Source organism: Neisseria sp. P0021.S006, from assembly GCF_051956895.1.
In genome coordinates this window covers 1-21,412 of record NZ_JBQCWZ010000039.1, presented here as the reverse complement: position 1 = coordinate 21,412, position 21,412 = coordinate 1, and the positions used below count along the sequence as shown (strand labels likewise).

The following is a 21,412-nucleotide window of genomic DNA, read 5'->3' as shown; positions in this document are numbered from 1 at the left end:
TGCGTCAAATGCTGACTGAACGCCAAGTTATCAGCACTGTTGTTACCCAAGAAGCTAAAAAATTAAAACTGGATCAAAGCGCTGAATTCAAAACTGCATTGGAGCAAGCGCGTGCCGATGCCGCCAAGCAAGGTGCAGATAAAAAAGCCACATTCAAAACCGAATGGGCAGTTTTCGAAAATGATTTGTTAGGCCAAGCTTTCGCGGCGCATATCGTCCGTCAATATCCTGTTCAAGAAAAAGATGTCAAAGCCGCTTACAACGACTTCAGCAACTTCTATAAAGGTACTCAGGAAGTCCAAATGGGCGAAATCGTGACTGACAGCAGCAGCAATGCCCAAAAAGCCATTGCCGATTTGGATGCGAAAAAAAGCTTTGTTTCGGTATTGAACCAATACTCAATTGACGAAGCGGCCAAAAAAGCCGGCGGTATCCCTAAAGCTTATGTTCCGCTTAAAGATTTGCAAGAATCAGCGCCTCCGCTTTACGCAGCTGTCAAAGACCTGAAAAAAGGTGCGCACACTAAAACGCCGCTGCAAAACGGTAATTTGTACGCCGTTTTCTACGTCAATGACCGCCGTAACGTTACCGTACCTTCTTACGAAGCCTCTAAAAACGAGATTGGCAGCGACTTACAGGCAGCCCGTGTTGATGCGGCCATTCAATCATTGCTGAAAAAAGCCAGCATCAAAGTCAACAAATAATATAACGTGCCCGCCGTGATAACGGCGGGCAATAAGGAACTCACATGAACATCAAGCCCAAAACTGCCGTTTTGGCTATCCTCGCCCTATCAACCATCGGCTTGGCAACTGCCAAAGCACCTGAAATCGATCCCGCCCGTATCGACAGCATGGTTGCCGAAGTATTGAGACAAGCCGATCAACATCCCAACCAGACTGCCAAACCCGATGGTCAGGCAATCCGCAAAGATGTGGTTACACGTTTGCAGACTTTGGAAATTTTGAAAAATGAAGCCATCCAGGCTGGTTTGGACAAAGATGCAGAAGTGCAGAATCAGCTTAAAAACGTTGAAGCTGAGTTTTATGCCAACCAATACGCTGCTTATCTAGAACGTCAAACCGCGGTTGACGATGCTGAGTTGCGCCGTTTCTACGACCATCAAACACGCATTATCAAGCTGCAACAAGTCAGCTTTGCTTCAGCCGACGAAGTACGCGCCGCGCGAGAGCTGCTGCTAAAAGGCTTGTCATTTGAAGAGCTGATGAAACGCTATCCAAACCCCGAACAAGAGTTCGACGGCTTCATCTCTCCGCAGCAGCTCTCTCCTCAACTGGCTACCGCTTTTGCCGACATGAACCGAGGCGATGTAACGCATGAGCCGATTCAAATGGAAAACCGTTTTTATCTGTTTAAACTCAGTGCAGTAGAACACGATCCCAATGCCGAACCTTTCGAACTGGTACGCAATCAGATTGCCCAAGCTGTTAAACGACAAAAAGTCGAGAATCAGATCGAACGTATCTTAAAAGAAAACGGCATTAATCCGTAAATTGATTCAATGGTTTCAGGCCGTCTGAAACCATACTCCAACCCAAAGGGCGTGTCTTTTACGCCCTTTTTTACAAACTTCTTTTATTCAAAAACATCATGCGCGCTGTTATCCAAAAAGTTACCCAAGCCAAAGTTGACGTTTTGTCCGAAAACTCCTGCGAAACCTGCGGCAAAATCGACAACGGATTTATGATATTGCTCGGCGTTACCCACACCGATACAGAAACAGACGCCAAATACATTGCGGATAAAACCGCCAACCTGCGTATCTTTGAAGACGAAAACGGCAAATTAAATTTATCGCTCAAAGATGTCGGTGGCTCGATATTACTGGTTTCCCAGTTTACCCTTTACGCTGATGCGCGCAGCGGCCGCCGCCCATCTTTCTCCAATGCTGCCCCTGCCGAACAAGCGGATAAGCTTTATCAATATACCGCGCAACTTTTGCGCAAACATGGATTGACTGTCGAAACCGGCAGATTCCAAACCCATATGCAGGTTTCCCTTTGCAATGACGGGCCGGTTACCTTATTGCTTGACTCGCAAAAAACATTCTAAATCCCATCAAAAAAGGCCGTCTGAAATATTTCAGACGGCCTTTCCATTTCTGATCATTACTAAATCAAGCCTTGCGCTTTCACCCAGTTCACAATATCTGCCTCAACGGCTTCAGGCGAACCCGGATTGTCAATTTTAACGCCGTACTCATCCGCACCCAGCTCTTCCAAAATCTCCAGCTGCGAATCCAGCATTCCGGCTTTCATATAATGCCCCTGACGCGACAGCATACGTTCAAGATTGATTGCTTGAGGCGGAGTCAGATGAATAAAAGCCACCTTCCCTTCTGCACCACGCAGAATATCGCGATAGTGATGCTTGAGTGCGGAACAAGTAACAATGGAATATTTTTCCCCGTTTTTTGCCTGCTCTGTCATCCAGTCACGCAAATTGCCCAGCCAAGGATAGCGGTCTTCGTCCGTCAACGGAATACCGGCACCCATTTTGTCGCGGTTGGCTTGAGTATGGAAATCATCGCCTTCGGCATATGGGCATTGGTTGAGATGTTTTTGCAAAGACAATGCGGCAGTGGTTTTACCGCAACCGCACACGCCCATCATGACAAAATGTGTCGTCATTTTTCTACTCCTTGTTTATCTAGATTTTAACGGTATTTGAAAACAGGCGGATTGTGTTATCTCAAAAACACTATCCGCCGGCCATTTTCGATTAAACCAAGATAAACAACACTGACGATAAAGCAAAACCGATGAGTGCGATAAGTGTTTGGTTGACCGTCCATGTCTTCAAGGTCGTCGGCACATCCATATCCAACAGACGGCCGACAAGCCAGAAGCCTGAGTCGTTAAAGTGGCTGCAACCAACGGAACCTGCCGCCGTCGCCAATACCACGCAAGTAATCTGCCAATCGCTGAAACCTGCCGCCGCAACGGCCGGTGCCATCAACGCGGCAGCGGTAGTCAGGGCAACAGTCGCAGAACCTTGCGCAATACGCAAAGCCAAAGCTACCAAGAAACAGCCCAGTAAAACAGGAATACCCAAGTCAGCCATGCTGTCGGCCAAAGCCTTACCGATACCGGAAGCACGCAATACGCCGCCGAACATACCGCCTGCACCGGTAATCAAAATAACCGAGCAAACCGGGCCCAATGCGCCATCAATGGTTTTCTCCAAAGCGCTGGCTTTTTCACCACGTTTACTGCCCAATACATACAGGGCTACCAAAACAGAAATCAGCAAAGCAATTGGTGTCGAACCGAGCATTCGTGCAAACTGCACCCAGCCTTCATCCGCACTGACCATTTTCTCGCTGATCAGAGTAGACAAACCAGTATTCAAGAAAATCAACAACATAGGAATTAGCATAATGCCAATGACCGTAGATGCCTTTGCAGGCGCTTTCGGTTGGTCGTTATCTTGCGTACCGCCGCTGAGCAAATCAGGAACGGGCACATGAATGCTGCGGCCCAAAATCTTACCCAATAAATAGCCGCTGAAATACCAAGTAATCAAGGTAACAGGCAAACCCAAAATCAGCAGTTGACCAATATTTGCGCCATAAAATTCAGAAGCTGCAATCGGGCCGGGATGTGGCGGCAGGAAGACGTGCATGACGGAAAATGCGCCAATAGATGCCAACGCATAGGGCAAAACAGTTTGCTTCATGCGGCGTGCCGTTGCAAACACAATCGGCAACATCACCACCAAACCGGCATCAAAGAAAATCGGAAAACCGAAAATCAAAGAAGCCACGCCTAAGGCAAACGGCGCACGATTCTCACCAAAAATCCGAATCAGCGCATCTGCCAAAGACTGAGCACCGCCGGAAGTTTCCACCAAACGGCCAAGCATTGCACCCAAACCAACCAACAACGCCACGCTGCCAAGTGTACCGCCGAAGTTTTTGACCAATACATCATTAACAATGCTGCCCATAGGCAGACCTGTTACGATGGCAGTCAGCAAGCTGACCAATACCAACGTCAGCAAGGCATGAACGCGCAGTTTTACAATCAAAATCAAGATCAGCAAAATCGCTGCCGCGGCGATACCGAGCAAAGTACCGGCACTCAGCGTTTGAGTCCATCCATCCATTTTGAAGCCTTTCTCTGTAAGAAAAATACAAACTTATTAATGTTTCTTAACACACGTAGATAAGATAACACATTTCACTATGGATTCATACGGCTGGATTTAGTCAAAATATAAACTTCTCTTTTTCAAAACCCTTTTTGTAAGATGCTTGATAAATAAGGATTACAACGAAAAACAAGGGTGACAAAAAGGCCGTCTGAAACGTAGTTAATTTTCAGACGGCCTGACATCATTCTTCTCGATAAAATAGAAACGAATATTTTTTCAATTACCTAAAATCAAGTATTTTCGGCTTATGCCTTGGTAAAAATCACCCCATTTCCCAAACGTAATTCCGGCAGTTTGGTATTAAAATCCAGCCCATTGAGGCATGAGGGACTGTTACGCATTACTGCTTCGATTTCGGCAAAATCCTCGGTCAAAAATTTTAGCCGAATCAAAAGAATCTGGACAGTAATGTTTTACGATTCCCCGAACATTCATCATGCTTTTTCTTAAAAACTGAAAGTGCCATGATACAAAGGCCGTCTGAAAAATTCTTCAGACGGCCTTGATTCTTAAACTTCTGCCGGTGGTTGCGGTGTATCCTCATCTTCCTGCTGCGTTTTCGCTTTGGCAAAACGGCTGAACCAAATACCAGCTTCGTAGAGCAGAATCAGCGGAACGGCAAGCAGGGTTTGGGAAATTACGTCAGGCGGCGTGATGATTGCGGCCACGATAAACGCACCGACAATCACATACGGACGCGCATTCTTAAGCTGTGCAGTCGAAACAATGCCCATTTTGGCAAGCAACACCACAACGACGGGAACTTCAAACGTCGTACCGAATGCAACAAACATGCCCAAAATAAAGGACAGGTATTTATCGATATCGGTCGCCATATTGACACCGACAGGGGTTACACCGGCCAAGAATTTGAAAATAACGGGAAATACCAGAAAATAGGCAAACGCCATACCAACAAAGAAGAGCGTCACGCTGGACAACACCAGCGGCGTAATCAAACGCTTTTCGTTTTGGTATAAAGCCGGGGCGACAAACGCCCAGACTTGATACAGCGTGTGCGGCAACGACAGCAGAAACGCCGCCATCAAGGTAACCTTTACCGGCACAAAAAACGGCGCGATCACATCGGTCGCAATCATGCTGGTATCTTTAGGCAGATTGGCCATCAATGGTTCGGCAACAAAAGTATAGAGCTGCTGGGCAAACGGCATCATGCCCAAAAAGCAGACAACGATACCGATGACGATCCACATCATTCGGCGGCGCAGCTCGAGAAGATGCTCGATAAGCGGTTGGACGGGTTGTTCGTGTTGAGGTTCGGACACCGGTTGACTCACTTTTTACTTACGGACGCGCAGTTTGGGCTTGGCGTGGAATTTCGGGCGCATATCGCGTTTGCGGCTCATCGCCTGCTTACGCAAAGAAGTCGTATGCAGCGGAGGAACATCGGCAGCAGGAGCTTCGACATAGCTGACTTCAACCGCCGGTGCGGGGGAAACCGATGCGGTCAAATACTCACGCCAAGCGCGGTCTTGCTCGGACTCGGCATTTTCAGCTCCGACAGGCTCTTGAGTTTGCGCTGTTCCACCCTCTTCAGGAACTTGGGCCGCACTTTCATTTTCAGTGCTGCTTGAAGCCAAATCAGGCAGAGGATTACCGAACTCGTCCACGCCAAAATCAGCTGGCGTTTTTTGTTCGGGCAGGCGCTCCCAAGGCTTGAGGCCATCTGAAATATCATTCAGATTTTTTTGTGCATCATCGCCTAAGTCTTTGATACCGTCGCGAAACTCCGAAGCGGCGGCTTCAAATTCCTGCTTCACCTTGCGCAATTCGTCCAACTCAGCCTGAGTATTGAGCTCCTGCTTGACGTTGTTGACGAAGCCTTGCAATTTGCCGACCAAACGCCCGGCCGTGCGCGCGGCTTGCGGCAGACGTTCTGGACCCAGCACTATTAGGGCGACAACGCCGACCAGCAGCAATTCGCCCAAACCGAAATCAAACATGGATTATGCTTTGTCTTCGTCTTTTTTGTGTTCGATGACTTCGTCTTTTTTGGCATCTTTGCCGTCTGTACCTTCATTCAGGCCTTGTTTGAAGTCATGCACTGCACCGCCGAGGTCTTTGCCGACATTGCGCAATTTTTTGGTACCGAATACCAAAACGACGATAATCAGTACGATAATCCAGTGCCAGAGAGAGAAGCTACCCATGATAAATCCTTGAATTTATTAAAAATAGATGATAGTTATGCAGGCGTACCCATGATATGTATATGCAGGTGGAATACTTCTTGTCCACCGCCTTTGCCTGTGTTGATCAGGGTTTTGAAACCGTCGGTCAAACCTGCCTCTTGGGCGATTTGAGGGACTTTCAACATCATTTTCCCCAACAGGGTTTGATGTTCGGCGGTTGCGTGTGCCAGTGAATCGAAGTGTACTTTCGGAATCAGCAGCAGATGCACCGGCGCAGCAGGACGGATGTCTTTGAAACAAAGCATCTCATCGTCTTCGTAAACAGTTTGTGCCGGAATATCTTTGGTTGCGATTTTGCAGAAAATACAATTATCCATAATGGCTCCAATGGCCGTCTGAAAACGGGTATAACGAGTTTCACCCCAAAAAGGGAAATCGTTTTTGCCCTAAGAGACGGATTCTGAAACAGGTCAAATACGGGATTGTAATATAAATTCAAGATTCTTTGCGAGAAGCTTTTTCCACTAATCCCGACAAACCTTGACGGCGCGCAAGCTCGTTTACTACATCTTCGGCACGCAATCCGTGATGCGCCAATAAAACCATGGTATGAAACCACAAATCCGCCACTTCGTAAACCAAATGTTCGCCACCGCCATCTTTAGAGGCCATCAAGGTTTCACCCGCTTCCTCGATGACTTTTTTCAGAATCTTGTCTTCGCCTTTGTGCAGCAGCTGGGCAACGTAAGAAGCATCGGGATCGCCGCCTTTGCGCGAATCGATGACGTTTTGAATTTGGGTAAGGATAGTATCGGTCATGGTCAGTTTCTCTTATTTTCTTTCAGACGGCCTTAAGGATGTTTATGTCCGTAAATCGCCTCTTCGTCTTTCAACACGGCATCGACTGTCTGCCATGCGCCGTCTTGCCAAACTTTGTAAAAACAGCTTTCGCGCCCAGTATGACAGGCAATGCCGCCGTTTTGTTCAATCAACATGACCACTGCGTCGCCATCGCAATCCAGGCGCAATTCATGTACTTTTTGCGTATGCCCTGACTCTTCGCCCTTCATCCATTGTTTTTGGCGGGAACGGCTGTAATAGTGGGCAAACCCGGTTTCTACGGTTTTTTGCAGGGCTTCGGCGTTCATCCAGGCAACCATCAGCACACGGTGTGTCTGCCAATCTTGGGCAATCGCGCAAACCAAACCTTTTTCATCAAATTTTACGGCATTCAGCAGCGTTTCGTTTATGTTCGACATTCGCATTTTTTTCCCATATTTTCAGACGGCCTTTGGATAGTAATCACAAACGCACTTCAATTCCTGCTTCACGCATGGCCAGTTTTGCTTCGCGGATGCTCGCTTCGCCAAAGTGGAAAATACTGGCGGCCAATACCGCATCGGCCTTCCCGTCCTTAATGCCGTCCACCAAGTGTTGAACAGAACCGACGCCGCCAGAAGCAATGACCGGAATATCGACCGCTTCGCTGACCGCGCGTGTCAAAGGCAGGTTGAAACCTTGCTTGGTGCCGTCTCGGTCCATACTGGTCAGCAAAATCTCGCCTGCACCGCGCCGCTGCATTTCGACAGCCCATTCCACCGCATCCAAACCGGTCGGATTACGTCCTCCGTGGGTAAAGATTTCCCAACGGGTGTTTTCAGGGTTAACCGCTTTGGCATCCACGGCAACAACAATCGCTTGCGAACCAAAAAAACCGGCCGCTTCGTTTACCAAATCAGGATTGGTTACAGCGGCCGTATTGATGCTGGTCTTATCGGCACCGGCATTAAGCAGACGACGGATATCGGCAACCGTACGGACACCGCCGCCGACGGTTAATGGAATAAAAACTTGTGAAGCGACTGCCTCAATAACGTGCAAAATAGTGTCGCGATTGTCGCTGGAGGCAGTGATGTCCAAAAAGGTCAACTCATCCGCGCCTTCATCGTTGTAGCGTTTGGCAACGTCAACCGGATTGCCTGCATCGCGCAGACCCAAAAAGTTGACACCTTTTACCACGCGACCGTCTTTTACATCCAGACAAGGAATAATTCGTTTTGCCAATGCCATACTCAATACCTATTATCCGTTATCAGGCCGTCTGAAACCGTCAGGCCAAAAATTTGCTCAACCAATCCGGCAAATGTTGCAACAGCTGAAAATAACCAATGCCGGCTATCATCGCCAAAACACAGGAAATAATGAAATTGCTGTCAATGCGGCCGACAATGGAAAAAATTAAACCGGCAAATGCCCAGATTATCCCGTTGAAAATCATCCAATAGGTATCGATAATCGGCAAATCAAACGCCGTCAGCTGCCGCAATATCACTGCAATCAGTGTAAACCACAAACTTTCGCTTAGCGGATACACTTCGCGGTCGGATGACCAGATAATCCAAAAACCCAAAACAAACGCTTCAAGCATACCAATCCCTTAATAAAATAAGATATTGAGTGAGTTGTTTTTTTATAATTATTTCAGACAGATTTTAAGTCTAAGGACTTTGCAAAATGCCGCTTTTGAAGGCATTTTCAGCTATACGCCAACTCCTGCGCTGTTACACCTTGCAAAGCCCCAATCTGCATAATTAAACGCACTTAGGTCAAGCCAAAGAATCGGCCATTTTTTGTGCCTGTGCGAAATCAATACTTCCCTCATAAATTGCGCGGCCGGTAATCGCACCGCTCACACCCTCTTTTTCGACGGCACACAATGCGTGGATATCGTCCAAATTCGTCAAGCCGCCGGAAGCGATAATCGGGATATTCACTGATTGAGCCAATTTGACGGTGGCTTCGATATTCACGCCGCTCATCATACCGTCGCGACCGATATCGGTATAAATAATGCTGTTGACGCCATCGTCTTCAAAACGCTTGGCCAAATCGACGACATGGTGTTCCGTTACCGTTGCCCAACCGTCTATCGCCACCATACCGTCTTTGGCATCCAAGCCGACGATAATCTGACCCGGAAAGGCCTTACATGCTTCGCGCACAAATTCAGGATTTTTTACCGCGGCCGTACCGATAATCACATCGGTCAGACCCAAATCCAAATACTTTTCGATGGTGCCCAAATCACGGATACCGCCGCCAAGCTGTACCGGAATATCTTTAACCACGGCGGCCAAAATTTCTTTAATCGCCGGAAAATTTTGAGGAACGCCTGCGAATGCGCCGTTCAAATCAACCAAATGCAAACGGCGTGCGCCTTGATTGCGCCAATGCAACGCCATCTCTGCCGGCGAGTCGGAAAACACCGTCGCCTGCTCCATCAAACCTTGTTTTAAGCGAACACAGCGTCCTTCTTTCAAATCAATGGCAGGTACCAACAGCATTTTCTTCTCCTCTATTCAATTTCAGTATATTTTACACAAATTAGCGATTTTTAGCAGATTTATGTTAAAGCCTCAAATCTGCCAATTTAAAAAATTACGCAGCAGCAGCAATCCTGCCTGATGGCTTTTTTCCGTGTGGAATTGTGTGGCAAATACATTGTCCTTACCGACAATGCAGGCAAATTCATTCGGATATTCACTGACACCTAAAATAATCTCTTCATTTTTCGGTGCAAAATAATAGCTATGGACAAAATAGAAATACTCGTTCTGCCCAATGTCTTGAAATAAAGGATGCGGACGGGTTTGGCGCACTGTATTCCAACCCATATGCGGCACTTTCAGACGGCCTCCCTGTGCATCGGTTTGATTGGGCAAAAACCGTTTTACTTGTCCTTCAAACCAACCCAAACCATCTGTATCGCCTTCTTCGCTGTGTTCGAACAATAATTGCGCACCTACGCAAATTCCAAAAAACGGCTTGTTTTTCAGGCCGTCTGAAACCGCCTCGCCCAAACCGCTTGCCTTCAGCGCCGACATACAATCCGGCATGGCGCCCTGCCCCGGAAAGATAACCTTATCCGCCGCCATCACCTCTTCAGGCCGCGAAGTCAGATAAATTTCAGCATTTTGATTGGACAAGGCCTGCGCCGCCTGAACAGATTTCAATACTGAGTGCAGGTTTCCCATTCCATAATCGACAATCGCTACTTTCATTGTTTCTCCTCAGGCCGTCTGAAAACATTTAATGATTAATATAATAATAAGAATGATTGTAGCAAAAGATGGTTTAAAACAAAATATTGCCACTATACAAGACAAATAATAAAAGGCCGTCTGAAATCCCAATCGGTTTCAGACGGCCTTTATTCATTCACACGATGCCTTATTCTTCAGACGCGGCTTCCGCTTCTTCTTGAACAGATTCTTCACTCAGCGTGCCTTTGGTAGAAGGTGTTTGACCCATCATGCGCGGATCGTATTCGACCGCCATGCGCAAGGCGCGGCCGAAGGCTTTAAAAACGGTCTCGGCTTGATGATGTGCATTACGGCCGCTCAAATTATCGATGTGCAAGGTCATCATACTGTGATTCACAAGGCCGTGGAAAAATTCTTCAAACAAATCAACATCAAAACGGCCAATCAGGGCGCGGGTAAAGTCGATGTTATACACCAAACCAGGACGGCCGGAAAGATCGATGACCACGCGGCTCAACGCTTCATCCAGCGGAACATAGGCATGACCGTAACGGGTAATGCCGGCTTTATTGCCAAGCGCCTGTTTCAAGGCCTGACCCACCACGATACCGATGTCTTCAACCGTGTGATGGTCGTCAATGTGCAAATCGCCTTTACAGGTAATATCCAAGTCAATCAAACCATGGCGCGCCACTTGGGCAAGCATGTGTTCAAGGAAAGGAACGCCGGTATCCAAGCGGTATTTACCGGTACCGTCAAGGTTGAGGCTGACGGTGATTTGGGTTTCGCAGGTATTGCGGGTAACGGTAACAAAACGGTCTTCGGTTGAAACACCAGCTTCGACTGCTTCGACAGTTTGTTTTTCCAAACGCGCCACTTCAACCGCTGCTGCTTTTTCTTGGTCTTTGCTGTGATCACGGTTCAGCCAGCCTTTGCGTTTGTGCATGCCGGATTCCAACTTCGCAGCCAGGCTCGGACGAATGCCGCGTGCAGACTCATCGCCTGCTTGTTGTTCCAAACGGCGTTTGAGCTGAGACAAAGAGGCGGAGTTTTCATAACCGCACGCGCGTGCAAGCTTGGTCAATGAACCGGCTTCTTCAACCAGTAACAGAAAATTGGTCAAATGCAGTTGAGCTTTGTTCATAATGGTAGTTTCCTTGGAATCAAAGATTGGGGTAAAGGTTTCTAATAACGGCCAAGACAGCATCATTTTGCGCTGCCGAGCCTATGGTTATGCGGACACACTGATCCAAAAGCGGATGGCTGCCATGCAGTTTTTTAATCAGTATGCGGTATTGCTTCAATGTTTCAAACAGCCCGTCCGCATCAGGAACGCGAACGGTAATAAAGTTGGCTTCGCTCGGAAAAACTTCCAAACGGTTTAATTTCAACAATTCATTCATCACGCGCGAACGCTCGTTTTTTAATATATCAATGTTTTGCTGAATGATTTGATGATGTTTCAATGAGAATTTTGCCGCCGCCAAGCTTAATTGATTCATATTGTAAGGCGGAAGGATTTTGGCCAGTTCACCCATAATGCTTGGACTTGCCGCCGCATATCCCATCCGCAAGCCTGCAAAGCCGATTTTACTGATGGTGCGCATTACGACCAGGTTTTCGACTTCGCCCGCCCACGGAAGGAAACTGTCATGATGAAACGCGCCATATGCCTCATCGACAACCACAATGCCGGTTGCCGCACGAATGACCGCCTCTACTTCTTCTCGTTTAAAGCACACGCCGGTAGGATTATTGGGATAGGCAATAAAAATTAATGACGGCTGATGTTGCTCAATCGCAGACAAAACGGCAGGAAGATTTAAAGAAAAATCCGGATTTAAGGGAATACCGACATATTCCATACCATAAAGCGCGGCATTATGACGATACATAACGAAACTTGGCTCAATACCCAATACACGCGCATTTGGTTTGGCAACCAGCATAGTCAAAAACTGGATAAGCTCGTCTGAGCCGTTGCCCAATGCGATTTCCGCTTTATCGGGAATACCGAAAATTTCCCTCAATTCTTCATAAATCCCGCTCTTGGCAGTATGGGGATACAAATGAATCGGTGCCTGCTTTGCCAAGTCCGCCCATTCTGACAACAAAGATTCATATCCGGCGAAAGGATGATGCGGACACTCCATAGCGTCCAACTTAATAAAACCTTCCGGCAAATCAGCAACCTGATAGGCTGTCATTACTTTAATATCATCACGGATAACTTCAGCAACGCGATTCATGGTTTTCTATCCTCCTGAGATAAAGTATTTATAATAGTAGCACAATCTTTATTAGATATATATATTAATAAGACTATAAAACAAGATAAAGTTTCATTAATTTGAAGAAAAAACAATAAATCCTTTCTTGAGCATCTTTAAGCAATATTCTTGGCTTACCCCGCCTTTTTAGCGGTATAATTTTAAGTTTTCCAGTACGGCTTACGCCCTCAATCTTGTGAATAATACACGCTCCCCATTACCTTATCTTGCAACGTCCATAAGCCTTATCCTGCTGATTCTGCTTTCCTTGTCGTGGGAATTGTGGATCGCTCCATTGCGCGAAGGCGGCTCATGGTTGGCACTGAAAGCCCTGCCTTTGTGCTTGCCGTTGACCGGTATTTTGAAAAAACGCATCTACACTTACCAATACAGCTCCATGCTAATTCTGATTTACTTTGCCGAAGCCTGTATGCGCCTGGCTGACACAGCCGTCGCCAGCCGGATTTGCGCCGCCGTTTCCGTATTATTGTGCATTGCCTTTTTCCTCGGCTGCCTTGCATTTATCAAACAACAAAAACACACATCAAAATGACCTACCACACACTTTCAGACGGCCTGACCGAATCTTCAGTGAAAACCTTTTGGCCTTTATGGCTCAGCTTTATTTGGATTTGCGCCGTCCCTTTTCTTTCACTCTACCGAGTCGGCCCACTACCCAGCTTTTATCTGGAAGCCATTTCACTGAGCGGCTCATTGGTACTGACATTGATTAGCGCACACAAAGGCCTGCTGAATATCCGTCTTCCCACACTCAGTATCGGCCTGTTTGCCATGGCTGCATTTTGGTTGCTCCAAGCACGCCTCATGCATTCGACCTACCCCGGCATGAGCGATATTACTGCCTGGACCTTTGTCATTTTGGCACTGGGCGCATGGTCGGTGCGGGGCTGGGTAGCAGCTTACGGACAGGAGCGCGTCGTCAGCATCTTCGCTTGGTCTTTATTGATAGGTGCAACTATGCAGGCTGCCATCGTTTGGCTGCAATTTAAAGGCTGGTCCAACGTAGAGTGGTTGAACGGCATCATTGCCCGAAGCAACGGCACCGTAAACGGCCAACTCGGCCAACGAAACCATTTGGGACATTATTTAATGTGGGGCATTTTGGCGGCATCCTATTTATGGACGGCACGCAAAATGTCCAATACAGCAGGTTTTCTGTTTGTATTGGCTTTGACCGCAACCCTCGGCCTTGTCAACTCACGCACCATCTTAGGCTACATTGCCGCCCTATTCCTGATTACACCGTTATGGTTTTGGCGTACCCGTTTCCAACACAAACGCGCACTGTGCATTTTTCTCCTGACCGCCATCCTGGCCGCCGCTTTCCAATTCGGTATGGGCAGCCTGTTGGACTTGTTTGGCAACGTCAAATACGAAACCGCTGTCGAACGCGCAGGCACCAGCGGTTTTGAAGGTTCCATGCGCCAAATCGAATGGAGCAAGGCATGGATTGCCTTTCAATCCGCACCTTGGTTCGGCCATGGCTGGAACAGTTTTGCCCAACAAACCTTCCTGATCAATGCCCAACAACAATACTTCCCCAACAATATCCTCGGCGTACTGTTTACCCATTCGCACAATATCGTCATGCAGTTATTGTCCGAAATGGGCATTGCCGGCACCTTACTTGCAGCCTTAACCCTGCTTGCAGCCGTGTGGCGACTGTTGGGCCGCAATCAAACGCCGGCCTCGCTGTTTTTACTGACTGCCGCCGCCGTCAGCCTTTGCCACAGCATGCTTGAATATCCTCTTTGGTATATCTACTTCCTCACTGTATTCAGCCTGATTCTGTCGTTGACACCCTCTTATCCGAAAGATGTTTCAGACGGCCCTTTATCCACCCGAATCAGACAATGGGCAAGCGGTATAGCTGCTTTATCGATTTTAATCGGCATAGCAAACCTCAGCTGGGAATATCAAAATCTGACCCAATATAGCCGTGTAGGGAAAACCGATGATCAGCAAACGGTTCAAAACAAAATCGACGGCTTGCAACGACTTTCCAAAGAAAGCCCCATGCTTGCCTATTACGCCGATTTGAGCTTGAGCAAACGTGCAGATCCGACCGATGCCTATATCCACCCATGGGCAGAAGAGGCCGCACTCAAAGCCCTGACCTACCGCCCCTACTCCAGCGCCTACCAAGTTGGCCTTTACCTCTACCGACAAGGTAAAAAAGAAGAAGGTGCGCAATGGATGCAGGCAATGCAATATTATTATCCTTATATGATGTATTTCTACGCCGACAAAATACGCAGCCACCCGACATTCGCCCCCTTACTGCCCAAACTTTTGTCCGATTGCAAAGATTTCATCAACGCACCGAAACACCAAACCGCCCAATCATGCGACAAACCCTGAACAAAACACACCTAATTGTCAGTTTGTCCTTACAGGCCGTCTGAAAATGTAAAGAGCAGCAAGTTTCTATGCAAAAAAGCGCAAAAGCACAGAAAATTACGCTATCAACAAAAGCAGATTGCATGTTAAGATTGAATACAACTCTATTTTAAGCGCCGCACCGCCTATTTAGTGCCACGGCGCATACAATCACGAAAAGGAAATTCCATGAGTCGCGTATTACTCGTAGATGACGATGCCCTCTTGACCGAATTGCTGACCGAATACCTGACTGCCGAAGGCCTCAACGTTCATAGCGTTCCCGACGGCGAAGCCGGCGTTCAAGAAATTCTGACCGGACAATACGATGTCGTCGTATTAGACTCCATGATGCCTAAAATGAACGGTTTGGACGTACTGAAAAACGTACGTACCCAAAGCACCGTGCCCATCATTATGCTGACCGCGAAAGGCGACGACATCGACCGCATTATCGGTCTGGAAATGGGTGCGGACGATTATGTTCCGAAACCATGCACACCGCGCGAACTCTTGGCCCGCATCAACGCCATCCTGCGCCGTGCGCAACACAGCAACGAACAAAACAACGCGCCTAACAGCATTTCTGTCAGCGACGTTGTCCTCTACCCTGCCAAACGCCAAGCCAGCATCAAAGACACTCCGCTTGAGTTGACCAGCACCGAATTCAACCTGCTCGAAGTTTTGATGCGCCACGCCGGACAAGTCGTCAGCAAAGAGACCCTGTCTATCGAGGCACTCGACCGCAAACTGGCTAAATTTGATCGCAGCATCGACGTACACATCTCCAGCATCCGCCACAAATTGGGCGATGCCTCCCTGATTCAAACTGTACGCGGCTTAGGCTACCTGTTTGTTAAAAACTAAAGATTAAACAGATCAATGAAACTGTTTCAACGCATCTTCGCCACATTTTGCGCAGTCATCGTCTGCGCAATCTTTGTGGCGAGTTTTTCATTTTGGCTGGTACAAAACACCCTCGCCGAAAACCAATTCAACCAACGCCGCACCATCGAAACCACATTGATGAGCAGCATCATCTCCGCGTTTAACTCGCGCGGAGACAGCGGTGCGCGTGAAATTCTTTCGGAATGGAAAAACAATCCGGTTTCCAATGCCGTTTATGTGATTACCGGCGACGATAAAAAAGATATTTTAGGCCGCAACATCGACAGCCTGTCCATCGAACGCGCCCGCATCTTTGCCATCAACAATCCCGAATCCGATTTAGCCCACATCGAATACGACCGTTTCGGCGAAGAATACCTCTTCTTCATTAAAGGCTGGGACAACCATCAAGCCCAACGCCTGCCCAGCCCGCTCTTCATTCCCGGCCTGCCGCTCTCGCCGATTTGGCACGAATTTATCATTCTGTCTTTCATCATCATCGTCGGCCTCTTGATGGCATACATCCTTGCCAACAACATTACCAAGCCCATTAAAATTCTTGGCGGCGGTATGGACAGGGTAGCCAACGGCGAACTCGAAACCCGCATTTCCCAGCAAGTTGACGACCGTGACGACGAATTGTCCCACCTTGCCGTGCAGTTCGACAAAATGGCCGAGAAACTGGAAAAACTTGTTGCCAAAGAGCGTCATTTGCTCCACCACGTTTCTCATGAAATGCGCTCGCCGCTGGCACGTATGCAGGCGATTGTCGGCCTGATTCAATCTCAGCCGCAAAAGCAAGAGCAATACCTCAAGCGCCTTGAAGGCGAATTGGTGCGCATGGATACTCTGGTCGGCGAATTGTTGACCCTATCCCGCTTGGAAACTTCCAATATTCCTTTGGAAAAAGAAAACCTCAAACTCGTTCCGTTCTTAACCAACTTGATTGAGGACAACCAAAGCATTGCCCACCAAAACAACCAAAGCGTTACCCTGAGCATTGACCCAAAAATCCCCGAAAATGCCGTGGTCAGCGCCAACGAAGGCTATCTATACCGCGCCTTTGACAACGTTATCCGTAATGCCATCAATTACAGTCCGGAAGGCAGCACCATTCAAACCCATATCGGACAAGACGGCAAACACTGGATTATCGATGTGACCGACAACGGTCCGGGTGTCGATGAAATGCAGCTTCCGCATATCTTCACTGCCTTTTATCGCGCCGACTCCAGCGCGCACAAGCCCGGTACAGGTTTAGGGCTTGCATTGACACAGCACATTATGGAACAGCACTGCGGTAAAATCATTGCTGAAAATGTCAAACCCAACGGCCTGAGGATGCGTTTTATCCTTCCCAAAAAGAAAGCCGGAGACAAAAAAGAAGTCTAAAAATAAGGCCGTCTGAAACTTTTCAGACGGCCAAAAACACAAATAAGGAACCATCATGAGCGCAACCGTCCAAACCGGCTCCGGCTACTTCTTCATGCCTGAACACATCATCCTCGTCGGCGCCAGCGAACGTCCGCACAGCCTTGGCGAACGCATTTTCAGCCACCTGCTCGGTTCCTCATATCAAGGCAAAATCACCCCCGTCAATCTTCGACACAGCAGTGTAGCAGGCATTCCCTCCTACTCCAGCCTCAGCAAAATCCCGGGACAAGCCGATTTGGTTGTTGCCGTTATCCCGCCCGACCATTACGACTCGCTGTTCAAAGCCTGCCGTAAAAAAGACCTGCACCACATTATTCTGATTCAAGATTGGGAAAACCTACCGCCCGAATCCTGCAAAAACGCCCGTTCCACCATTCAAAAACATCACGGCGATGAATTGAACATCACCGTATGCAACAGCGCAGGCATCCAACTTCCCTCACTCAACCTCAACATCAGCACCCAAACCGACTATCCGGCCGGCCATATCGCATTACTCACCGGCCACAGCACCGTCAGCCGCAACATCAACCACCTGCTGAACACGCTGCATCAAGGCGTATCGCGCCACATCAGCCTCAACTATGATCTAAGCCCTACTACATCGGCCGACTGGCTCAACCGCTTCGGCCACAACCGCCATACTAAAGTTGCCGTGATCCACTACAATCCGGCCGAAAACCAACGCGAGCTGTTCAGTGCCATCCGCCACTTTACACGCCACACTCCGCTTATCCTATTGTCTACACACTACACCGACGACACAGACAAAGCCATCCTGCGCAGCCTCAGCCGCCATTGCAATTTCCAACCGGTATTCAATAACGCCGAACTGGAAGCAGCCCTAAAAGCCCACCTTTCCGGCATTCCCGTCATTACCAACCCCACCATATTGTCCGATACGCCGATAGAATGGCTGCGCACTACCGCCAATGCCTGCGAATTGACCCTCGACCTCCCAACCGATGTACCATCCGTCCGACAAGGCTGCATCGGCAGCAACCCTACGCCTGCACGCATCCACCGTCTGGCGCTCGAACAATTACAAAATCCGCATACTCAAGCCCTGCTTGGCATTATTTCGCCAGATACGCCAGACGCATACAGTATTCATCAAACTCTGGATAATTTGGCACAAAAAACCAGCAAGCCCATTCTCGTCAGCTATCGTTTTTCAGACGGCCTGACTCGGTTTAACACGCCGGAAGAAGCCTTGCTGACACTTTATTTCCGCAATCAAACAGCCTATTTGCAACAAGTACAAAATACCCCTGCGCCAGCCAAAACAGGTCGTCTAAAAACACCCAAAAGCAAAAGTATCGATAAAGCCATTGCTTCCGGCCAAACCGAACTGATGGCGGAAGCCCTATACCTGCCTCCGTGCCAAACCCAAAAACACAATGCCGTCCAATTCCGATTCAACCGCCATGCCATTTACGGCAATATCCTTACCGCCCATTACAACGGCAAAACCGAAGCCGCATTACCTCCTTTTACCACACTCGATATCCAGCGTTTAAGCCAGTTTGCAGAACTTGACAACACTTCCGTTCTCAATCAATTCCTGCATTCCCTAAACACGCTTATCCACAACAACCAGCATATCGGCGACATCATCCTCAACTACAACGGCAGCCAATACAGCAGCACCATCATTCCCAAAATTGTGGAAAAACCAGCCACGCCGACAACCAAAATCCCCAAAAAAGCCGTCCAAACCTTAGAACAGGCCGCCGCTAAAATGCAAAGTGCCGCCGCCTACCTCCAACAAAAAAATCCGGTCGCAGCCGAGTTTCTACGCAACACCGGCGAAGCCGCGTCCGAACTACTGCACCCTAAAACCGAAACTCCCGAGATACAAAACGTACTCGCACCCTATCCGAGCCAAACCGATACCTTTACCCTGCCCGACGGCAACACACTGCACATCCGCGCACTAGAACCTGAAGATGCCGAAGCCAAACAAAAATTTGTCCGCCAATTACCCGCGGCCGACCGCTATACGCGCTTCATGACCCATACCAACGAGTTGCCGCCGCCGACACTCGCACGGCTGACCCGTCTCGATTTCCATGCCGAATGCGCGTGGGTAGCCTTCGCTTCAGACGGTCGTATCGTCGCAGTTAGCCGTTACAGCCGCATCAATCGTAATGAGTGCGAGTTCGGCATTACTTTAGCACCTGAAACACGCAAAACCGGCTTGGCCGGCAAAATGATAAGCCTCATTATCCAAACTGCCACACAGCAAGGTTATCAAATCATGAATGCGGAAATCCTCAAAGAAAACACACCGATGCTCAAACTCGCTGAAAAATCAGGATTTACCGTCACTCCATCGGAAACCGACCGCGGCCTGTATCAAGCAAGCCTCGATTTGAACGAATGGCAAAACAGCAACAAAAACAAATAAAAACTTGCATAACCCGTGTAAAATATCCTAAAATTAGCGGTTTCTATATATCCGCATTTTTCAAAAGGACTCAAAATGGTAGTTATCCGTTTGGCTCGCGGCGGCTCAAAACACCGCCCTTTCTTCAACGTAGTCGTAACTGACTCTCGCAACCGTCGTGACGGCCGCTTCATCGAGCGCGTAGGTTTCTACAACCCCGTTGCCAACGAAAAACAAGAACGTGTACGTTTCGACGCAGACCGCATCAACCACTGGGTTGCTCAAGGTGCGAAAGTTAGCGACGCAGTTGCCAAACTGATTAAAGAGCAAAAAATCGCTGCTTAATCAGCTGAAACGACCATGACAGACACTCAAACACGGGTAGCCATGGGCTACATCAAAGGTGTGTTCGGCATTAAAGGCTGGCTTAAAATTGCCGCCAATACCGAATATACCGACAGTCTGCTGGACTACCCAGAGTGGCAGTTGTGCAAGGATGGCAAAACCCTGAATGTTGTGCTTGAGGCAGGTAAAATTGTCAATGGCGAACTTCAGGTCAAATTTGAAGGTATAGACGATCGCGATCAAGCATTTGCCTTGCGCGGCTATACCATCGAAATTCCCAGAGAGTCATTCGCCCCTACTGAAGAAGACGAATACTACTGGGCAGATTTAGTCGGCATGACCGTCATCAATAAAGAAAACATTGTCCTCGGCAAAGTCAGTAACCTGATGGAAACCGGCGCGAATGATGTTTTGATGATTAAAGGCAAACACGGACAAATCCTGATTCCCTTCGTCTCCAACTATATCGAATCTGTCGATACCGACAGCAAAACTATTATCGCCGACTGGGGTTTGGATTACTGATGCTGATTCAAGCCATCACCATTTTTCCAGAGATGTTCGACAGCATTGTCGAATATGGTGTTACAGGCAGGGCAAGAAAACAAAACCTTTGGCAATTTCAAGCCGTTAATCCCCGAAAATTTGCCGACAACAAACTTGGCTATATCGATGATCGCCCCTTCGGAGGTGGTCCGGGAATGATTATGATGGCGCCGCCGCTTCAAGCAGCAATTGAAGAAGCCAAAGCAAACTCGCAAAAACCTGCCAAAGTAATTTATCTCAGTCCGCAAGGTCAGTCGCTGACACATAAAAAGGCCGCAGATCTTGCCGAACTGCCCCATCTTATTCTTCTATGCGGACGCTATGAAGGCATAGATGAAAGACTATTGCAAAGCAGTGTGGACGAAGAAATCAGCATTGGCGACTTTGTCGTCTCAGGTGGCGAATTACCCGCCATGATGTTGATGGATGCTGTCTTAAGATTGGTTCCGGGCGTATTGGGCGATATACAGTCAGCCGAACAAGACTCGTTTTCAGACGGCCTTTTAGACTGTCCTCATTACACCAAACCCGTAGAATTCCAAGGCATGACAGTTCCTGATGTCTTACGCTCAGGGAATCATGGCTTGATTGCCGAGTGGCGATTGAAACAATCACTGCGACGCACTTTAGAGCGCCGACCCGATTTATTGGAAAAGCGCAGTTTAATCCCAAAGGAATCCCGCCTCTTAAAAGAAATCTTGCAAGAGCAACAGGAAATCCAATCATAACTTAGGAAAAACAAATGAACTTGATTCAACAATTAGAGCA

The 21,412-nt window shown here is 48.2% G+C and carries 25 protein-coding genes; 11 read left to right on the top strand and 14 right to left on the bottom strand.

The features are described 5' to 3' along the window. The 3 genes from ACTHUM_RS08855 to dtd all read left to right on the top strand — a co-directional run. Positions 1–704: peptidylprolyl isomerase (locus ACTHUM_RS08855; RefSeq protein ID WP_440402824.1), on the top strand; the 704-nt coding region annotated here is incomplete at its 5' end. Between the two features lie 44 nt (positions 705–748). Further along, positions 749–1,513 (top strand): peptidylprolyl isomerase, encoded by a 765-nt coding sequence (locus ACTHUM_RS08850; protein WP_049336724.1) that lies wholly within the window; start codon positions 749–751, stop codon positions 1,511–1,513. A 98-nt stretch (positions 1,514–1,611) separates the two neighbouring features. Further along, positions 1,612–2,073, top strand: a complete 462-nt coding sequence (gene dtd, locus ACTHUM_RS08845; RefSeq protein WP_049336726.1) for a D-aminoacyl-tRNA deacylase — start codon at positions 1,612–1,614, stop codon at positions 2,071–2,073. Positions 2,074–2,132: 59 nt separating this feature from the next. Here dtd and ACTHUM_RS08840 read toward each other — a convergent pair whose 3' ends face one another. The 14 genes from ACTHUM_RS08840 to hisC form a co-directional block, all read right to left on the bottom strand. Further along, positions 2,133–2,651, bottom strand: a complete 519-nt coding sequence (locus tag ACTHUM_RS08840) for a gluconokinase, GntK/IdnK-type (RefSeq protein WP_049336727.1) — start codon at positions 2,649–2,651, stop codon at positions 2,133–2,135. A gap of 91 nt (positions 2,652–2,742) precedes the next feature. Then, entirely contained in the window at positions 2,743–4,128 is a 1,386-nt protein-coding gene (locus ACTHUM_RS08835; protein WP_004519658.1) for a GntP family permease, read from the bottom strand. Between the two features lie 557 nt (positions 4,129–4,685). After that, complete coding sequence (tatC, locus tag ACTHUM_RS08830) at positions 4,686–5,462, bottom strand: twin-arginine translocase subunit TatC (protein WP_039862097.1); 777 nt, start codon at positions 5,460–5,462, stop codon at positions 4,686–4,688. A gap of 15 nt (positions 5,463–5,477) precedes the next feature. Next, on the bottom strand, positions 5,478–6,140 hold the full coding sequence (tatB, locus tag ACTHUM_RS08825; RefSeq protein ID WP_440361194.1) for a Sec-independent protein translocase protein TatB: 663 nt from the start codon (positions 6,138–6,140) through the stop codon (positions 5,478–5,480). A gap of 3 nt (positions 6,141–6,143) precedes the next feature. Beyond that, entirely contained in the window at positions 6,144–6,347 is a 204-nt protein-coding gene (tatA, locus tag ACTHUM_RS08820) for a Sec-independent protein translocase subunit TatA (protein WP_003679438.1), read from the bottom strand. Positions 6,348–6,382: 35 nt separating this feature from the next. Beyond that, entirely contained in the window at positions 6,383–6,706 is a 324-nt protein-coding gene (locus ACTHUM_RS08815) for a histidine triad nucleotide-binding protein (protein ID WP_004519654.1), read from the bottom strand. Positions 6,707–6,824: 118 nt separating this feature from the next. Next, a complete protein-coding gene (locus ACTHUM_RS08810; protein ID WP_003679440.1) occupies positions 6,825–7,148 on the bottom strand; it encodes a phosphoribosyl-ATP diphosphatase in 324 nt (107 codons plus the stop codon). 32 nt (positions 7,149–7,180) lie between these two features. Beyond that, positions 7,181–7,588: a phosphoribosyl-AMP cyclohydrolase gene (gene hisI / locus ACTHUM_RS08805; RefSeq protein ID WP_004519653.1), complete on the bottom strand. Its 408-nt coding sequence runs from the start codon at positions 7,586–7,588 to the stop codon at positions 7,181–7,183. Between the two features lie 43 nt (positions 7,589–7,631). Further along, complete coding sequence (gene hisF, locus ACTHUM_RS08800; protein ID WP_049336730.1) at positions 7,632–8,399, bottom strand: imidazole glycerol phosphate synthase subunit HisF; 768 nt, start codon at positions 8,397–8,399, stop codon at positions 7,632–7,634. 40 nt (positions 8,400–8,439) lie between these two features. Beyond that, the gene (locus ACTHUM_RS08795; protein ID WP_004519651.1) at positions 8,440–8,757 is read right to left on the bottom strand and encodes a hypothetical protein; all 318 of its coding nucleotides are present in this window, start codon (positions 8,755–8,757) and stop codon (positions 8,440–8,442) included. A gap of 178 nt (positions 8,758–8,935) precedes the next feature. Further along, a complete protein-coding gene (gene hisA / locus ACTHUM_RS08790; RefSeq protein WP_049336731.1) occupies positions 8,936–9,673 on the bottom strand; it encodes a 1-(5-phosphoribosyl)-5-[(5-phosphoribosylamino)methylideneamino]imidazole-4-carboxamide isomerase in 738 nt (245 codons plus the stop codon). Positions 9,674–9,745: 72 nt separating this feature from the next. Next, entirely contained in the window at positions 9,746–10,390 is a 645-nt protein-coding gene (gene hisH, locus ACTHUM_RS08785; protein ID WP_049336732.1) for an imidazole glycerol phosphate synthase subunit HisH, read from the bottom strand. Positions 10,391–10,559: 169 nt separating this feature from the next. Beyond that, positions 10,560–11,516 (bottom strand): imidazoleglycerol-phosphate dehydratase HisB, encoded by a 957-nt coding sequence (gene hisB, locus ACTHUM_RS08780; protein WP_070587450.1) that lies wholly within the window; start codon positions 11,514–11,516, stop codon positions 10,560–10,562. 19 nt (positions 11,517–11,535) lie between these two features. Further along, entirely contained in the window at positions 11,536–12,621 is a 1,086-nt protein-coding gene (gene hisC / locus ACTHUM_RS08775; protein ID WP_049336735.1) for a histidinol-phosphate transaminase, read from the bottom strand. A 217-nt stretch (positions 12,622–12,838) separates the two neighbouring features. Here hisC and ACTHUM_RS08770 point away from each other — a divergent pair, with 217 nt between their 5' ends. The 8 genes from ACTHUM_RS08770 to trmD all read left to right on the top strand — a co-directional run bounded on the left by ACTHUM_RS08770 (position 12,839) and on the right by trmD (position 21,372). Continuing rightward, positions 12,839–13,195 (top strand): DUF2069 domain-containing protein, encoded by a 357-nt coding sequence (locus tag ACTHUM_RS08770; RefSeq protein WP_049336736.1) that lies wholly within the window; start codon positions 12,839–12,841, stop codon positions 13,193–13,195. Next, complete coding sequence (locus tag ACTHUM_RS08765) at positions 13,192–15,024, top strand: PglL family O-oligosaccharyltransferase (protein ID WP_049344880.1); 1,833 nt, start codon at positions 13,192–13,194, stop codon at positions 15,022–15,024. Before ACTHUM_RS08770 ends, ACTHUM_RS08765 begins: the two co-directional genes overlap by 4 nt. A gap of 207 nt (positions 15,025–15,231) precedes the next feature. After that, a complete protein-coding gene (gene misR, locus ACTHUM_RS08760; protein WP_003748666.1) occupies positions 15,232–15,909 on the top strand; it encodes a two-component system response regulator MisR in 678 nt (225 codons plus the stop codon). 15 nt (positions 15,910–15,924) lie between these two features. Continuing rightward, entirely contained in the window at positions 15,925–17,322 is a 1,398-nt protein-coding gene (locus tag ACTHUM_RS08755) for a HAMP domain-containing sensor histidine kinase (protein ID WP_004519642.1), read from the top strand. A gap of 55 nt (positions 17,323–17,377) precedes the next feature. Beyond that, complete coding sequence (locus ACTHUM_RS08750; protein ID WP_004519641.1) at positions 17,378–19,774, top strand: bifunctional acetate--CoA ligase family protein/GNAT family N-acetyltransferase; 2,397 nt, start codon at positions 17,378–17,380, stop codon at positions 19,772–19,774. Positions 19,775–19,849: 75 nt separating this feature from the next. Then, on the top strand, positions 19,850–20,098 hold the full coding sequence (rpsP, locus tag ACTHUM_RS08745) for a 30S ribosomal protein S16 (protein WP_003684452.1): 249 nt from the start codon (positions 19,850–19,852) through the stop codon (positions 20,096–20,098). Between the two features lie 15 nt (positions 20,099–20,113). Continuing rightward, a complete protein-coding gene (rimM, locus tag ACTHUM_RS08740) occupies positions 20,114–20,623 on the top strand; it encodes a ribosome maturation factor RimM (protein ID WP_004519640.1) in 510 nt (169 codons plus the stop codon). Next, positions 20,623–21,372 (top strand): tRNA (guanosine(37)-N1)-methyltransferase TrmD, encoded by a 750-nt coding sequence (gene trmD, locus ACTHUM_RS08735; protein WP_004519639.1) that lies wholly within the window; start codon positions 20,623–20,625, stop codon positions 21,370–21,372. Before rimM ends, trmD begins: the two co-directional genes overlap by 1 nt. Positions 21,373–21,412: the final 40 nt, after the last annotated feature.

What these genes read in the sequence shown, in the direction of transcription:
- ACTHUM_RS08755 (WP_004519642.1), top strand. Translation starts at nt 15,925, where the DNA reads ATGAAACTGTTTCAACGCATCTTCGCCACATTTTGCGCAGTCATCGTC.
- rimM (WP_004519640.1), top strand. Translation starts at nt 20,114, where the DNA reads ATGACAGACACTCAAACACGGGTAGCCATGGGCTACATCAAAGGTGTG.
- ACTHUM_RS08815 (WP_004519654.1), bottom strand. Translation starts at nt 6,706, where the DNA reads ATGGATAATTGTATTTTCTGCAAAATCGCAACCAAAGATATTCCGGCA.
- tatB (WP_440361194.1), bottom strand. Translation starts at nt 6,140, where the DNA reads ATGTTTGATTTCGGTTTGGGCGAATTGCTGCTGGTCGGCGTTGTCGCC.
- ACTHUM_RS08795 (WP_004519651.1), bottom strand. Translation starts at nt 8,757, where the DNA reads ATGCTTGAAGCGTTTGTTTTGGGTTTTTGGATTATCTGGTCATCCGAC.
- ACTHUM_RS08850 (WP_049336724.1), top strand. Translation starts at nt 749, where the DNA reads ATGAACATCAAGCCCAAAACTGCCGTTTTGGCTATCCTCGCCCTATCA.
- hisC (WP_049336735.1), bottom strand. Translation starts at nt 12,621, where the DNA reads ATGAATCGCGTTGCTGAAGTTATCCGTGATGATATTAAAGTAATGACA.
- hisH (WP_049336732.1), bottom strand. Translation starts at nt 10,390, where the DNA reads ATGAAAGTAGCGATTGTCGATTATGGAATGGGAAACCTGCACTCAGTA.
- ACTHUM_RS08765 (WP_049344880.1), top strand. Translation starts at nt 13,192, where the DNA reads ATGACCTACCACACACTTTCAGACGGCCTGACCGAATCTTCAGTGAAA.
- dtd (WP_049336726.1), top strand. Translation starts at nt 1,612, where the DNA reads ATGCGCGCTGTTATCCAAAAAGTTACCCAAGCCAAAGTTGACGTTTTG.
- misR (WP_003748666.1), top strand. Translation starts at nt 15,232, where the DNA reads ATGAGTCGCGTATTACTCGTAGATGACGATGCCCTCTTGACCGAATTG.
- hisF (WP_049336730.1), bottom strand. Translation starts at nt 8,399, where the DNA reads ATGGCATTGGCAAAACGAATTATTCCTTGTCTGGATGTAAAAGACGGT.
- trmD (WP_004519639.1), top strand. Translation starts at nt 20,623, where the DNA reads ATGCTGATTCAAGCCATCACCATTTTTCCAGAGATGTTCGACAGCATT.
- ACTHUM_RS08810 (WP_003679440.1), bottom strand. Translation starts at nt 7,148, where the DNA reads ATGACCGATACTATCCTTACCCAAATTCAAAACGTCATCGATTCGCGC.
- ACTHUM_RS08840 (WP_049336727.1), bottom strand. Translation starts at nt 2,651, where the DNA reads ATGACGACACATTTTGTCATGATGGGCGTGTGCGGTTGCGGTAAAACC.
- hisI (WP_004519653.1), bottom strand. Translation starts at nt 7,588, where the DNA reads ATGTCGAACATAAACGAAACGCTGCTGAATGCCGTAAAATTTGATGAA.
- ACTHUM_RS08750 (WP_004519641.1), top strand. Translation starts at nt 17,378, where the DNA reads ATGAGCGCAACCGTCCAAACCGGCTCCGGCTACTTCTTCATGCCTGAA.
- hisA (WP_049336731.1), bottom strand. Translation starts at nt 9,673, where the DNA reads ATGCTGTTGGTACCTGCCATTGATTTGAAAGAAGGACGCTGTGTTCGC.
- tatA (WP_003679438.1), bottom strand. Translation starts at nt 6,347, where the DNA reads ATGGGTAGCTTCTCTCTCTGGCACTGGATTATCGTACTGATTATCGTC.
- ACTHUM_RS08835 (WP_004519658.1), bottom strand. Translation starts at nt 4,128, where the DNA reads ATGGATGGATGGACTCAAACGCTGAGTGCCGGTACTTTGCTCGGTATC.
- rpsP (WP_003684452.1), top strand. Translation starts at nt 19,850, where the DNA reads ATGGTAGTTATCCGTTTGGCTCGCGGCGGCTCAAAACACCGCCCTTTC.
- hisB (WP_070587450.1), bottom strand. Translation starts at nt 11,516, where the DNA reads ATGAACAAAGCTCAACTGCATTTGACCAATTTTCTGTTACTGGTTGAA.